General features: G+C 51.4%; 18 protein-coding genes. 3 read left to right on the top strand and 15 right to left on the bottom strand.

Annotated elements, in window-relative coordinates; all coding sequences use genetic code 11:
- From ACJAZW_RS13710 to ACJAZW_RS13640, 15 genes are all read right to left on the bottom strand, one after another.
- On the bottom strand, nt 1-456 hold a 456-nt coding region (locus ACJAZW_RS13710), incomplete at its 3' end, for a TIGR02217 family protein (RefSeq protein WP_415159054.1).
- Nucleotides 456-1,007 (bottom strand): phage tail tape measure protein, encoded by a 552-nt coding sequence (locus tag ACJAZW_RS13705; protein WP_415159052.1) that lies wholly within the window; start codon nt 1,005-1,007, stop codon nt 456-458. The genes ACJAZW_RS13710 and ACJAZW_RS13705, both read right to left, overlap by 1 nt.
- The gene (locus ACJAZW_RS13700) at nt 1,004-1,204 is read right to left on the bottom strand and encodes a rcc01693 family protein (protein ID WP_415159050.1); all 201 of its coding nucleotides are present in this window, start codon (nt 1,202-1,204) and stop codon (nt 1,004-1,006) included. The genes ACJAZW_RS13705 and ACJAZW_RS13700 overlap by 4 nt, the downstream gene beginning before the upstream one ends.
- Nucleotides 1,205-1,214: 10 nt before the next feature.
- The gene (locus tag ACJAZW_RS13695) at nt 1,215-1,523 is read right to left on the bottom strand and encodes a gene transfer agent family protein (protein ID WP_415159048.1); all 309 of its coding nucleotides are present in this window, start codon (nt 1,521-1,523) and stop codon (nt 1,215-1,217) included.
- The gene (locus ACJAZW_RS13690) at nt 1,523-1,939 is read right to left on the bottom strand and encodes a phage major tail protein, TP901-1 family (protein WP_415159046.1); all 417 of its coding nucleotides are present in this window, start codon (nt 1,937-1,939) and stop codon (nt 1,523-1,525) included. Before ACJAZW_RS13690 ends, ACJAZW_RS13695 begins: the two co-directional genes overlap by 1 nt.
- 11 nt (nt 1,940-1,950) lie before the next feature.
- On the bottom strand, nt 1,951-2,364 hold the full coding sequence (locus ACJAZW_RS13685) for a DUF3168 domain-containing protein (protein ID WP_415159044.1): 414 nt from the start codon (nt 2,362-2,364) through the stop codon (nt 1,951-1,953).
- Nucleotides 2,357-2,710, bottom strand: a complete 354-nt coding sequence (locus ACJAZW_RS13680) for a phage head closure protein (RefSeq protein ID WP_415159042.1) — start codon at nt 2,708-2,710, stop codon at nt 2,357-2,359. Before ACJAZW_RS13680 ends, ACJAZW_RS13685 begins: the two co-directional genes overlap by 8 nt.
- On the bottom strand, nt 2,707-3,285 hold the full coding sequence (locus ACJAZW_RS13675) for a head-tail connector protein (protein ID WP_415159040.1): 579 nt from the start codon (nt 3,283-3,285) through the stop codon (nt 2,707-2,709). The genes ACJAZW_RS13680 and ACJAZW_RS13675 overlap by 4 nt, the downstream gene beginning before the upstream one ends.
- Nucleotides 3,286-3,366: 81 nt before the next feature.
- Nucleotides 3,367-4,605, bottom strand: coding sequence for a phage major capsid protein (locus tag ACJAZW_RS13670; RefSeq protein WP_415159038.1), 1,239 nt, complete (start codon nt 4,603-4,605; stop codon nt 3,367-3,369).
- A 9-nt stretch (nt 4,606-4,614) separates the two neighbouring features.
- A complete protein-coding gene (locus ACJAZW_RS13665) occupies nt 4,615-5,094 on the bottom strand; it encodes an HK97 family phage prohead protease (protein WP_415159036.1) in 480 nt (159 codons plus the stop codon).
- A gap of 179 nt (nt 5,095-5,273) precedes the next feature.
- Entirely contained in the window at nt 5,274-5,459 is a 186-nt protein-coding gene (locus tag ACJAZW_RS13660) for a hypothetical protein (protein WP_415159034.1), read from the bottom strand.
- Entirely contained in the window at nt 5,459-6,664 is a 1,206-nt protein-coding gene (locus tag ACJAZW_RS13655) for a phage portal protein (protein ID WP_415159032.1), read from the bottom strand. The genes ACJAZW_RS13660 and ACJAZW_RS13655 overlap by 1 nt, the downstream gene beginning before the upstream one ends.
- A 17-nt stretch (nt 6,665-6,681) precedes the next feature.
- Complete coding sequence (locus tag ACJAZW_RS13650; RefSeq protein ID WP_415159030.1) at nt 6,682-7,947, bottom strand: DNA-packaging protein; 1,266 nt, start codon at nt 7,945-7,947, stop codon at nt 6,682-6,684.
- The gene (locus ACJAZW_RS13645; protein ID WP_415159028.1) at nt 7,934-8,203 is read right to left on the bottom strand and encodes a hypothetical protein; all 270 of its coding nucleotides are present in this window, start codon (nt 8,201-8,203) and stop codon (nt 7,934-7,936) included. The genes ACJAZW_RS13650 and ACJAZW_RS13645 overlap by 14 nt, the downstream gene beginning before the upstream one ends.
- Nucleotides 8,204-8,490: 287 nt before the next feature.
- Nucleotides 8,491-8,949: a YcgN family cysteine cluster protein gene (locus ACJAZW_RS13640; RefSeq protein ID WP_415159026.1), complete on the bottom strand. Its 459-nt coding sequence runs from the start codon at nt 8,947-8,949 to the stop codon at nt 8,491-8,493.
- 261 nt (nt 8,950-9,210) lie between these two features.
- On the opposite strand from ACJAZW_RS13640, the gene ACJAZW_RS13635 reads away from it, so the two are divergent.
- The 3 genes from ACJAZW_RS13635 to ACJAZW_RS13625 all read left to right on the top strand — a co-directional run.
- Nucleotides 9,211-11,235: a transglycosylase domain-containing protein gene (locus ACJAZW_RS13635; RefSeq protein WP_415159024.1), complete on the top strand. Its 2,025-nt coding sequence runs from the start codon at nt 9,211-9,213 to the stop codon at nt 11,233-11,235.
- Nucleotides 11,236-11,239: 4 nt separating this feature from the next.
- A complete protein-coding gene (locus ACJAZW_RS13630; RefSeq protein ID WP_415159022.1) occupies nt 11,240-11,812 on the top strand; it encodes a DUF1214 domain-containing protein in 573 nt (190 codons plus the stop codon).
- Nucleotides 11,809-12,285, top strand: a 477-nt coding sequence (locus ACJAZW_RS13625) for a hypothetical protein (protein ID WP_415159020.1), incomplete at its 3' end; no start/stop codon positions are given. The genes ACJAZW_RS13630 and ACJAZW_RS13625, both read left to right, overlap by 4 nt.

Below are 12,285 nucleotides of genomic sequence, written 5' to 3'. Positions count from 1 at the left end.
ACCCGTAGTTTCGTCGACTGTGACGTCGGTTGAAATCACACCATCGATAGCAGCGACAACGCTGTTACTCACGGGCTTATTGATGATCCGTACATAGGGATCAAACGAGGTGCCATATGTTTTTGTGAGTTGAAAGTCGGTATTTACGCCATCGCCAACACCGATCTGTTGGTCAGTTGCCGCAGGTGAGTTTTCGCCAGATGAATAATCAATCGGATCGCGAAACAGAAAGCCGTGAAAGCTGCCGCGCCGTTCTTCAAAAAACGCTAAAACTGAACGTAGATCGGTTTTGGATTTTACGCCAAACCCCGCATCATATTGCCGTCGGGATTGTGCCCAGCGTGAGTTGCGTTCCTCTGCGCCCGATGACAATTCCACAATGTCAGTTGCCCATTGTGGCCCACCACGCGCGCCGAGCGCGATTTCGAGCGGAAAACGTATATGGTGAAACGCCATTAGCTTGCCCTTTGCCCGCGACGCACGGCGTCTAGCAGCGACGCACCGATTTCAGCTTCCGCCCGTTGAAAGCTTTGTGCGTCGGCGGCGTTTACGGTCATGGAAACATGAACCGGCGACGCGGCGTTTGCCGCAACACCCAATTGCCCCGAGCTGTTGCGTTGTAGCGGCAAAATGGCTTCTGCCCCGGCTTCACCAGCCAAACCAATACTTCCAGAATTTGGGAAAAATGTTGGCTTGTTGATCACACCGCCTTTTGCAAATGCTTGGACCTTTGGGAGCACAGGATTTGCGCCCGCAAACACCCCTTGCACCAGTTGCGAGATCATTCCACCGACCGGTTTTAATGCGGCTTTGAGCGCAATGTCTGCAAAGCTTTTACCGATATCTCGCAACACAGATGTAAGCGAAGTGCCTTTGCCGATGGCATTTGAAAAACTGGTGGTGATCGTCTTGCCGACATCGTCCGCCAGAGCCTTTATGCGGCCCAACTCATTCTCAACATCGTCAAATTCGTCACGCCAGTTTTCGGCTTTTTCTTGTTCATTCATTCGAATTTTTCCTCGTCTGGAAATTTATCCGCCATCTGTTGAAATGTTTGGCGATCAAGGCCCTGCGACGCGCCGATGCCAAATGCATCGAAAATCATCACAAGTTCTTTTGGGGTAAGCTGCCAAAACTCACGTGGCGAAAGCCGCAACAAGCCAAAGCCAATGCGGGCGGCATCTTGCCAAGGGAAGTTTTGCAACAGCTGCTTCCTATTCGCCAAACGCTGCTACGAGCAGCTCGGCCGCAATTCTGGCGGCGCTGCGCGCCCCGCCGTGGATTTTCATTTTGGCTAGATCGTCGTTGCTGATCGGGTTGCCTGCGCCGCGCAATCCAGCGCCAACGATGGCGATGAGATCGCGGGCCGATACACGACCGTTTTCAAAACGTTCCGCCAAGCCATTTAAGTCGCTAGACTGCAAAGCCGCTTCAAGTTCGGCCAATGCGCCAAGGGTCAGGCACAATGTGTAAGTTCTTCCATCAATGGTCGCTTCAACTTCGCCGCGCATTTTGTTGACCATTATGGAGCCACCGCGAAGGTGATTTGCCCAGCACTTTCGAGCGCAATGTCAAACGTTACTTCGCTGGTATGATCCGCTGAAAACTCAAGCGCCGTGATTTGAAACGCACCTTGAATAGTGCCAAAATCTGGAATAATGAGTTGCCAGTTGCGTAGCTCACCAGAGAAAAACAGCTCCCGGATTTTGGCGTCTGTGCTCGCGTCTTTGAACACCCCAGCCCCGGACAGTGACGCGGTTTTGATGCCGCCGCCGCCAAGTAACTCGCGCCACTGGCCGGAAGAATATGAATCCGTCGTGTCAATCGACTGGGCGTTGAAGGACAACTGCCGTGTTCTGATGCCGGCCACAGTGGCAAAACCACCTGCCCCGGTTTCATCCAGCTTTAGCAGCATGTCGCGTCCGCTTTGTGCGCTCATTTGCTGTTTCCTTATTCTTGAGAGAAGTCGAGATTAAACTGCGTGCGCACCAGAATGCGTGTCCACCCATTGCGTTTATCGATGGAACTTTCTGTGCGCACGTGACGCGTCATCACAAGTTTGACATCGCCGGCCATCGCTGTGTTGGAAAGCACGACGGCGCACAGCCGGTCGGCAATAACCAAACCATCGCTGCGATGGGGTTGGCTCAACCAAATATGCCAGTCGATCAGATGGGTCGACAATGTTGTTGCTTGCGCGTCGCGCCGGTTCGCATCATGTCGCGCGATGACAACATATGGCGGACGCACGCCCTTGGGTGGTGCATCAAAAATGCGGTTTACGCCAATCAAACTCGTCAGTTCCGGATCACTAGCCAGCGCTGAAACCAAGGCCGTTTGAAGGATTTTCATCGCGCTATTCATATCGCGATCCCATCATTGTTGGCGCGGTGCACCAGCAACCCAGGTAAGCTTGGCGACCATTTATGTCTGCCACATTGTCGACGTCGAATTGCTGGCCATCCACCAACAAACGGTCGCCAGGTTTTATGTCTGTTCGAAATCGCATCGTGATCTGTTTTGGTTGCAAAACAGCAGATCCGTCACCAAGTTCGCTAACGCCACTGGAAGATGTTTGCACCTTTGCCCAAACGAAGCCAAGACTGGTGTAAGTGGTTGACTGTCCACCACTCGTGTCCGTTGATATTGCGCGCGAAAGGAGTTCAATGCGTTGATTGAGCGAGCCCAATGATGGCGTACGGCCACTCATAGGTTCATCACTTTGTACGGCGCAATAAGTTGATCAAATCCGAGCGGGACAATAGCCCCGCTGCCCGCCATCACCACGGCTTCACGATGCTGGTACCAATGACCGATAAGCGTGAGCAACGATTGTTTGAGATCAGCTGGCACATCATCGGGCGTTGAACCATAGCCAACTTGATAGTCGATTTCGATAGCAGCTTGTGATCGCAAAATCGGTTGGCCACTGATGGCTGTTGGCAGCATGATGCGCGCGGGCGACGATTGATTTTCGCCCAAAAACTGCGCCATTGGCAAAGTAACGGCGTCGCCTTCGCTGTCAAAAACCCGCACCGCAACCAAGTTTTGAAACGGCCCGAGTGGCAGTTCAACTTCATTTGTTGAGGGCCAATGATCTAAAACTTTGCGCCAGATTTGGGTGATCATGGCGCGCCGTGTCAAGGTTTCAACATGCACGCGCGCTGCGGCAATAAGTGTGGACACCAATTGATCATCTACGCTGTCGCTGACCCGCAAAAAAGTCTTGGCGTCAGCCAGCGAAATTGGCTCGACGGCAGGCCCTGTGATTAGAAAGGAAGTCATTGCATCTCCTTGAAAAAGCGCCGACCCAACCTGCGGGAGGGGAACAGATTGGGTCGGCAGACTCAGCTTGCTATTGGAGGCCTAGCTTGCTGAGAATTTGAGGAGTTTGATGGCGTCTGAATCCAGCACGCCGCCGCCCACACGTTTTGTGGTGTAAAACAACACATAGGGTTTGGCGGAATATGGGTCGCGGATCACGTTGACGCCCAATCGATCAACGATAAGATAGCCCCGGCGAAAATCACCAAAGGCAATTGGTGTCGCATCTGCGGCCACATCAGGCATGTCTTCGGCTTCAACCAGTGAGAAGCCCATAAAGCTTGGGCGTGTGCCAGGCTGGTGGCTTGGCTGCCACAAATAGTTGCCGTCCGCATCTTTGATTTTGCGCAATTGGGCCTGCGTGCGTCGGTTCATCACCCAATTGGCGTTTTGGCGATATCCAGCCTTTAACGTATAGACCAAATCGATCAGCACATCGCTTGGGTTAGAAGCTGGCAAAGCACCCGCCTCACCCGTTGCCATGTAGCCTACATTTCCCCAAGACCAGCTGCTCTCGGCAACTTGGTTGGCCGACAGAAAACCCGTTGGCTTTTTAACGCCATCGCCAGAAACAAAAGCCGCTGTCTCTTGCTCTGCAAACGCAACTTCAACTTCTTCTGCGATCCATTGCTCAACATCAACAGCTGCATCATCCAAGAAGCTAGCGGTTGCGGCGGGCATCGCATAAAGCTCAGTTGTCGGGTATTCGATTTCCGCAAGCGTAGAGGCGCCTGTTTCGGGGCGAACATCTGTTTCGCCGACCCAGCCAACAGCAGGGCCAGAAATTGCCACTGGTTTTTTGTAAACCGCAGATGACACTTGGCGCACGCTGGCAATCGAGCGGATGGGCGATAACGCGGCCAAACGCCTGCCGATATCCAAATCCGTTTCGGCTGGCACAAGGTAGCCACCGTCAGGATTAGAACCCGCAGAAAGTGACTTTTCCTCGCCTTTGCGGACATAGGCGGAAAACGCATCTTTGTACTCGTTGCCGCCAGCAACCAGACCATGATCAGCACCCAGGTTTGGGCGCATTTGCTTGGCAAGCATGTGCTCGATGTTCGCGTTTTGACTGTCCATTGCAGCGTTTAGGCGCTCAAGTTTTTGATCAAGCAAAATGTCGTCTTTTTTGCTTTCAATCGCGGTCAGACGCGCATCATTTGTCGATTTAAATTCGTCAAATGCATGCATGAAATCGTCAAACAAGTGTGTGACGTCGTTAGTGGCGTCAGCACGTGCGTGTGCCTTCACCTCAAAGTCGTGAGACGGTTTGGTGGTCATCGTTATTCCTTATTGAGTTGAAGTTAGAAGCTTGGTCGCCTGTTTGATATTTTGGGCAAGCTGTGGCGCGGCGATCCGCGCAATGTCGAGCATCGGGAAGGTCACAATTGAGATTTCCCAAAGGTCGATTTCGTAAAGGCGTCGCGCGGTTGCTCTTGATTTTGTTGAAGCGCGAACAGTACGAAAGCCAATAGAAAGGCCATCGATACCGCCATCACGGATCAGGCTTATAAGTTCGCGACCGCGCCCAACATTATCGTTGATTTGACCGATCACTTTCAGGCCGAGATCCGTTTCACGTATGGAATGCCACAAGCCAATCGGCTCTTTTGGATCGTGCTGAAACAGCATTCGAATATTGGCGACGCCACGTTTTTTCAAAGAGTGCGAAAATGCACCGCGAACGACAATGTCGCCACCTTGATCGATTTTGCCAAAGATACTCGCATAGCCCGAGAACACGCCATCCTCGTTTATCTTGATGGCCATTATTTCGCCTGCACCCGCTTGGTCGGGGTTGCCCGCTTTGTGAGTTTGGTGTGAGAAACTCCACTCTTTTTGATCGAGGTTTTTGCAATACTTGCCGCCACATTCCAAGCGAACTGACGAAACTCATTTTGTGCATTAGCTGACATTGCTGATTTTTCCTTCATTTGTTGGCCCGCTCGTTACTTGCGTTTGAAAAGTTTGTTGAGCGCTGCGATCTCATTGACAAAATGATCAAAGCGCCGATTTGCCGCCGCAAGCTCCTTCAAAGTCCACACCAACAACCCGCTGGTACTACTCGCCCATAAAAAAAGAGCGAGGTGAGCCAGGTCGCCGCGCTGTGCAAATACTTGTGAAATTTCAGTCATTATTCCTCCCTTTGGCCCAAATTATCTGAGCTCGTATTGTTAAAAGTATTTTTGGGAAGCCCTATCAATTCGCGCTTCTCGTCTTCAGTAAGAATATTCAAAACATCAATGCTCGCCCAATTGGCGAGACGCTCATCGGCAATGGATTCAATCGATTCAAAATTCGGAACCAAGGTCCAATTTCCATGAATTACCGTTTTTAAACAACGGGTTAGTGTTGCGCAGGTTTTTACCATTTGCGGGATAATGGTTTGCCGCCAAAATGCGCGGTTGGCCTCACGATAGTTGGCGTAAGTATTGTCGCCCGCTAAACACAGCAACATTGGTGGTACGCCAAACGCCATGGCGATGTCTCTTGCGGCGCTATTTTTGGTCTCGATAAAATCCATGTCGCGCGGTGACATAGACAGGGCTTTCCAGTCCAATCCGCCTTCTAAAACCATTGGCCGACCTGCATTCGCGGCCCCCTGAAAACTGTCATTCAGTTCAGATTTTAACCGATCAAATTGTTCTTTCGTGAGGTTGCCAGCTTCGGCGCTATAAATCAGCGCACCGGATGGCCGTGCGGCATTGTCGAGTAAGGATTTGTGCCACTCGCAGGCTTTGTTATGTGTATCCACCGCATCCATGGCCGCAGCAATTGGCGGCAAACCAGAATGGTCGTTGGTTGGGTGGAAATTGCGCAAATGAATGATCGGCGTCGGGTTGCGCTTGGTGGGGACAATTCTGCGCTTCTTATGGCCAACATTATAGTCGTAGGCCTTTATCCATCCATCCTCGCCAACCACTGGAATTACCCGGTCGGGGCGCAGCGGATAGAGATGAAATTTGCCATCTTCAAATTGCAGCAGTTCAAGAAACGCGTTGCCGCTCAGTTGCAGATGGTAAAAAATCGTTTCCATTAGTTCCGGGCCGGACAAATCTGGATTTGGGCATGCGATCAAATCAAGCACCGGGTGGGTTGCCAATCGTTCACCGTGATCGTCCACCATGAGCGGCACACGCGCGGCGTTTTGGGTAACCAATGACATTGCGCGATGAACAACTGGGTTTTTCATCAACCCGTGCTGCGCAAAAGACGCGTAGGATCGGCCAGACCAACTGGCGGATTGGCCGTCAATCATTGAAATAAATGAATGCGCGGACTTGTGTTCGACAGGCGAAATCGCCCGCTGCCGAAATAGGCGGTCAAAAACGTTTCCCATGGGAACCCCTTGGATAGTTAAATGTTTCGAATTCTGGGGCGATTGGAACGCACCAGCGCAAGCTCGGTTACAGCCCAAACAAGCGCATCAAGCCGGTCCGGAGAATGGCCGTTGGCTTTTCCATTGCTGGTGAAATTGCACATTTCATCTTCCAGCTCCGCAAGCAGCCCAACGTGACGCACCCCGTCGCGCTCATATAACAACGCCACGGGCTCGGCCCTTAGCCATTTACCGCGTCGGGCATGCACACTTTTCACGGGCAAATTTGGATTGACTTGATGCAATGCATTAGCGACCAAATCTCCGCCTTGATTGACTTCAACAATCACACAATCGGCTTCGAAATGATCATATAGTTCCACCACCTTGGTTGCCCATTTTAGGGGTGTGGCTCGCGCCAATGTTGCATCGGCTAAAACATAAACGCAGCCCTGAGAAACCCCAGCAACCACGATGCCGCATTTGTCAGATTTCTCGTGGCTGGACACGGGTGGGTCCACTGCAATCACGATGCGTTCTAATTCCGGCGCGCTGTTCGCACGGCTCATATCAATAAGGTGTCGCGACCACAGCGCATCTTCGGCGTTCTCCAAGATTTCGCCTTCTAGTTCCTGACGCCCTAGCGACGTGCCGCGATATTGGCTCACGATGCTGTTGACAAATGAAGGCGCAAGATTGTGCCGGTTTTCGTCGGTTTTCATTTTAGTGACCCGCGTTGATGGGTCTTGCATGATGCGTTTGAGCAACTTGATTGGCTTGGGCGTTGTGGTGACCAATTGTTGTGGTCGCTCGCCAAGCCGCATACAAAACTGCAACATATCCCACGCCGCATCCGGATCGGGCCACTTGCACGTCTCATCGCACCATGCGGACGAAAATTGTGGCCCCCGCAAGCTTTCTGGATCGCTAGCAGAATAGAGCCGCGCAATTGCGCCATTTGGCCATTCAAGTTCGTTTCGTGACCTGTTAAACATCGGGCGTTCTGCCATCGGATGAATGGCCAACAGGCCTGAATGGCCCTCAACCATCACCGCACGGGCATCTGAAATCGTTTCGCCAACCAAAGCGATTGGGCTTTTTGGACTGACGCCGGTCGCATTGGCGCGCACCCACTCTGCGCCAGCGCGGGTTTTGCCCGCGCCGCGCCCGCCAAGCAGCAACCAAGTGGTCCAGTCCCCATTTGGGGGGCGTTGAGAAATTCGAGACCAAATTGACCAATCGAACTTTAGTGCTTCCAACTCATTTTGAGAGAGTTGGGACAGCAGTTGTTCAATCCTGTTCATTCAGCCGTTCAAGGTTTTTGCTCAACATTTCGCGCAACGCGCTCGCAGCGGTGCTTTCGATTCTGGTTTTGTTTGGTGCCTTGCCAGCTTCACGAAGCTCAATCAGTTTCTCAAATGTCTTCGCAATATTGCCCAATGCAACAGCATCGACTGGGCCGTCTGAACTAATGCGGCTTTCGACCTGGTCTAGTTGTTTGTAGAGGACGTAAAACATGCTTTCCACAAAGTCGTTATAACTGGATTGTGCCGTATTCATTCGTGGTGGCCATTTGTTCAACCGCGCTTGCCGGTACAAGCTCGACTTAGACACTCCAAACTGTGTACAGATTTGGGCGACGGTGCACTCGCCTTGCGAATAGGCGCGCGCAACATCACTCCAATTGGGATTGGATGAATTCAAAGGACTGCTCTTTGCTGAAATAAAAAAAGCAACCAAGCGGTTAGCTGGCTGCTATATTGGCCGCACTTCTTCGACCATGCCCAGAACTTAGCAAACTACCGTCACGCAGTCAAGGACTATTTTCCTATTAGGGGGATTTTTTCTTATTTGGGGTCGTCCGATGGGTCAAATTCTGGCCAACCAACAATATGTTCTTCCCAGTCTTCTTCGCGCACTTTGTCTTCAGAAATCGAGCGTCCTTGCACTGAAATCCCAGCATCGACAACCGATTGTTTGTCGCCAGAAACCAGCGGATGCCACCAAGCAAGCCCCTTACCCTCGGCCAACCGTCTGTACGCGCAGGTGACCGGCATCCAGTTAATCTCAGTCACGTTTTGTGGCGTCAATTTAATGCAGTCTGGTACGCGCGTTTGGCGGTTCTTATAGTCCGTACAACCGCATGTTTCTTCGTTCATAAGCGCGCAATGCACGTCGGATGTCACGATTTGGCCGGTGTCTTCGTCTTCCAGTTTGATTAGGCAACAACGCGCGCAACCGTCACACAGAGATTCCCATTGAGCATCGGACATCTCACTTAGCGATTTTTCTTCCCAAAAATTCATTGTATATCGCCTTGTTTCAGCCGAGAATGTACGCCATCAATTGATACGATTGTTGGCATAATGCACTTAGTGTTAAGGCTCAAGCGCTTAATCAATCCTATATAACCATCTGTTTTGGGAACAAAAGTGTCGGATCCATTCTACCAAAAGAAAAAAGGGCGAAAAACCTCGAAGCTTATTCGCTTGGATTCATGGCTTGATTCTTCGCTTTATGAAACCTTTCAATCGTTCGGGTATAGCTATCGGCGCTTTGGCGATTTCATGTCCATATTTAGAGTGACGGGCTTTAATCGACTTGTGGTGGAAGTTGTATCTGACGGGCTGACATTCTTTGCAATGGGCCTTGTGTTGATGACGGCGTTGGCGCTGCCTTCTTTTCAAATAACAGCAAGCGGCGAATTCAACCAAGTCGGCGACTACGCCATCACATTTTTGGACCGGTACGGCAACGAAATTGGTCGGCGTGGCATTAGAACTGACGACAGCAATGAGCTGGCAACATTACCAGAATACTTGGTCAACGCCGCGCTCGCCACCGAAGACCGACGGTTTTACGAGCATTTTGGCATCGACATCGTGGGCATCAGCCGTGCGATGGTCACAAATGTGCGGGCAAAATCCTTGGTCGAAGGCGGCAGCACGATCACGCAGCAACTTGCTAAGAACCTGTTTTTGACATCTGAAAGGACCATTACGCGAAAACTACATGAAGCGTTTTTGGCGCTATGGCTCGAATCCCAGTACAGCAAGGATGAAATACTGAAACTGTATTTTGACCGCGCCTATATGGGAGGCGGAAATTTTGGCGTTGCTGCGGCGGCCGAATATTATTTTGGCAAAAAGGTGCAAAACATTTCGCTTGCAGAAGCCGCCATGCTGGCTGGCCTGTTCAAGGCACCTACAAAATATGCCCCTCACATAGACCTTGCAGCTGCGCGCGGACGGGCGGGTGACGTTTTAACGAACATGGTGCAGGCCGGTTTTATGACCGAGGGCCAAGTCACAGATGCGCGTTTGTCTCCTGCATCCCCTATTGAGCGGTTGGAAGACACAGAGTCACCAAACTATTTTTTGGATTGGGCATTTATTGAAGTCAAAGACATCATCAAGGACTACCCTGCCGGAACTGCTTTTGTCGTACGCACAACCGTTGATCCGGTTTTGCAAAAACACGCAGAGAATTCAATTGCATCTATGTTACGAGAAGAAGGCGAAGCCTATAGCGTGACACAAGGTGCAATGGTTGTGCTCGACCCCCGCGGGGCTGTCCGTGCAATGGTGGGGGGCAATGATTACGGCAAAAGCCAGTTCAATCGCGCCACTAGCCCAACCAGACAGCCTGGATCATCGTTCAAACCCTTTGTATATGCTACCGCGCTTGAAACTGGAAAGTTTGGACCAAAAACCATCATCACAGATGCACCAATTTGCATTGGAGACTGGTGTCCAAAGAACTATGGCCGCTCATACGCTGGCCGGGTTACACTTAAGAATGCCCTTACGCGGTCAATCAACACGGTTCCAGTAAGGCTATCTCAAGCAACAGGCAGACAGCCAATCGCTGATTTGGCAAAGAAAATGGGCATTCAAAACGATTTCCCGGTCACCCGATCCCTGGCGCTTGGGGTGATTTCTGTCAGTGTCATGGACATGGCTTCATCCTATGCGGTGTTTGCCAATGGCGGTTTCAAGGCGAAAGCATTTGGCATTAGCCGTGTGACTACACTGCGTGGCGACGTTGTTTTTGACGCCAAAAAACAGCCCGCGCCCGAACGGGTTTTAAAACCCGAAACCGTATTGGGAATCAACGAAATGCTGCGCTCGGTGGTCACCTCTGGCACCGGTCGTCGGGCGCAAGTCCCTGGCACGCCCGCGGCGGGAAAGACGGGAACAACCCAGTCATATCGAGATGCATGGTTTGCCGGTTACACGGGCAACTATGTCGCCGCGATCTGGTATGGCAATGACGATTACACAAAAACCAACAACCTTACGGGCGGTCGTTTGCCAGCCCAAACATGGCAAAAATTTATGTCTTATGCGCACTCAAACATCAAAATAGCCGATCTTATTGGAGCAGAATTCGAACGCATTGCAGTTGACCAAAACACCCAACAAGTGTCTGACGACAACACACCATTGCTGGTCCGCCCACCAACGCTAACAGAGGGAGCGGGTGAGAAATTGCGTGGTCTTGAGCGTAAACTGGACGATATGTTGTTGATGATTGTGGGTCCCCCTGCCGCTGCAAGTTCTGAATTACAACCCCCGTCTCCGCTAGGTTAGTCCATTGCTCCGCAACGCCCTTTACATTGTTTTTACGCTGCTTGTGGCCTTGATCTTGGGATTTGGCACGTCCTATTACATGGTCGAGAACGGTCGGGAAATGTCGGCCCAAAGATTTGGCGTTTGGTACGGTTGGGCGGATGCCGGTGGCGCAGACACCGACCCATACAGCAAGGCAGTATCTGCGCGATCGGGCGCGCTGCAACTTGGTCGCGCCGAAGGCGTGGTATTTACGGCAACTCAAGATCAAAGCGGAGCGTTTTTGAGTGGTAGTTGCAGCTATCTCATTTCAGGCAGCACACCTAGTGCTTCTGTGTGGACATTACGCGCAGCGCCAATGGCTGAAAATGCGGAAAACACTGACGTCGAGTATCTCACTAGCTTACAGATCAATAGAAACGCTGGCGGCACATTTACGATTACAGTCTCACCCAATGCTGCGCACGGCAATTGGTTGCCCACACCGGATTCAGGAAAGCTAAAATTTATACTGAGTTTTTACGACACCAACGCATTTTTGGTCTCCGGGCATGAATTGGCGGTGTTGCCAACGGTTCAGAAAGTCAATTGTTCATGATCCGGTTCTTTACACACCTCTTTGCTGGGATCGTTTTGGGCGGCATCATCCACATCACGGTCATTTTGATCATGCCAATTATGTCGACACAAAGCGCATGGGCTGTGATTTCTCGACTTGTGCCAGAAAATCAGATGCGTGTTCTGGACAGCAAGTATCAAGACCTGCGTGCGACATTGGGGCTAGACCCAGCCTTTGTTTACGCTATTTGCGCCGTCGATCTGAACAATGGACCGATCAGAATTAGCGGTGATTTACCGACAACATTTTGGACAGCCGCGCTGATCGGGTCAGATGGCAGTGTGCCATATTCAACAAACAGCCGCACGAACAACAATCGCGACATCAATATTGGCATTTTCAACGCAGATCAGGCGCGATTGCTCAAAAGCGAAGATCTCGACATAGATCTGGCACTCCAGATCGTGCGTGTCCCTTACGATCAAATGACAGCCATCGTACGCATTTTGCCA

Source organism: Maritalea sp. (assembly GCF_047634455.1).
Taxonomy (GTDB): domain Bacteria; phylum Pseudomonadota; class Alphaproteobacteria; order Rhizobiales; family Devosiaceae; genus Maritalea.
Note: the sequence above shows the minus strand (reverse complement) of the source record. Positions and strands in the feature narration are given on the sequence as shown.

Coding starts and splice junctions, on each gene's coding strand:
- ACJAZW_RS13705 (WP_415159052.1), bottom strand. CDS start 1,007: ATGAATGAACAAGAAAAAGCCGAAAACTGGCGTGACGAATTTGACGAT.
- ACJAZW_RS13695 (WP_415159048.1), bottom strand. CDS start 1,523: ATGGTCAACAAAATGCGCGGCGAAGTTGAAGCGACCATTGATGGAAGA.
- ACJAZW_RS13690 (WP_415159046.1), bottom strand. CDS start 1,939: ATGAGCGCACAAAGCGGACGCGACATGCTGCTAAAGCTGGATGAAACC.
- ACJAZW_RS13685 (WP_415159044.1), bottom strand. CDS start 2,364: ATGAATAGCGCGATGAAAATCCTTCAAACGGCCTTGGTTTCAGCGCTG.
- ACJAZW_RS13680 (WP_415159042.1), bottom strand. CDS start 2,710: ATGAGTGGCCGTACGCCATCATTGGGCTCGCTCAATCAACGCATTGAA.
- ACJAZW_RS13675 (WP_415159040.1), bottom strand. CDS start 3,285: ATGACTTCCTTTCTAATCACAGGGCCTGCCGTCGAGCCAATTTCGCTG.
- ACJAZW_RS13670 (WP_415159038.1), bottom strand. CDS start 4,605: ATGACCACCAAACCGTCTCACGACTTTGAGGTGAAGGCACACGCACGT.
- ACJAZW_RS13665 (WP_415159036.1), bottom strand. CDS start 5,094: ATGGCCATCAAGATAAACGAGGATGGCGTGTTCTCGGGCTATGCGAGT.
- ACJAZW_RS13660 (WP_415159034.1), bottom strand. CDS start 5,459: ATGACTGAAATTTCACAAGTATTTGCACAGCGCGGCGACCTGGCTCAC.
- ACJAZW_RS13655 (WP_415159032.1), bottom strand. CDS start 6,664: ATGGGAAACGTTTTTGACCGCCTATTTCGGCAGCGGGCGATTTCGCCT.
- ACJAZW_RS13650 (WP_415159030.1), bottom strand. CDS start 7,947: ATGAACAGGATTGAACAACTGCTGTCCCAACTCTCTCAAAATGAGTTG.
- ACJAZW_RS13645 (WP_415159028.1), bottom strand. CDS start 8,203: ATGAATACGGCACAATCCAGTTATAACGACTTTGTGGAAAGCATGTTT.
- ACJAZW_RS13640 (WP_415159026.1), bottom strand. CDS start 8,949: ATGAATTTTTGGGAAGAAAAATCGCTAAGTGAGATGTCCGATGCTCAA.
- ACJAZW_RS13635 (WP_415159024.1), top strand. CDS start 9,211: ATGTCCATATTTAGAGTGACGGGCTTTAATCGACTTGTGGTGGAAGTT.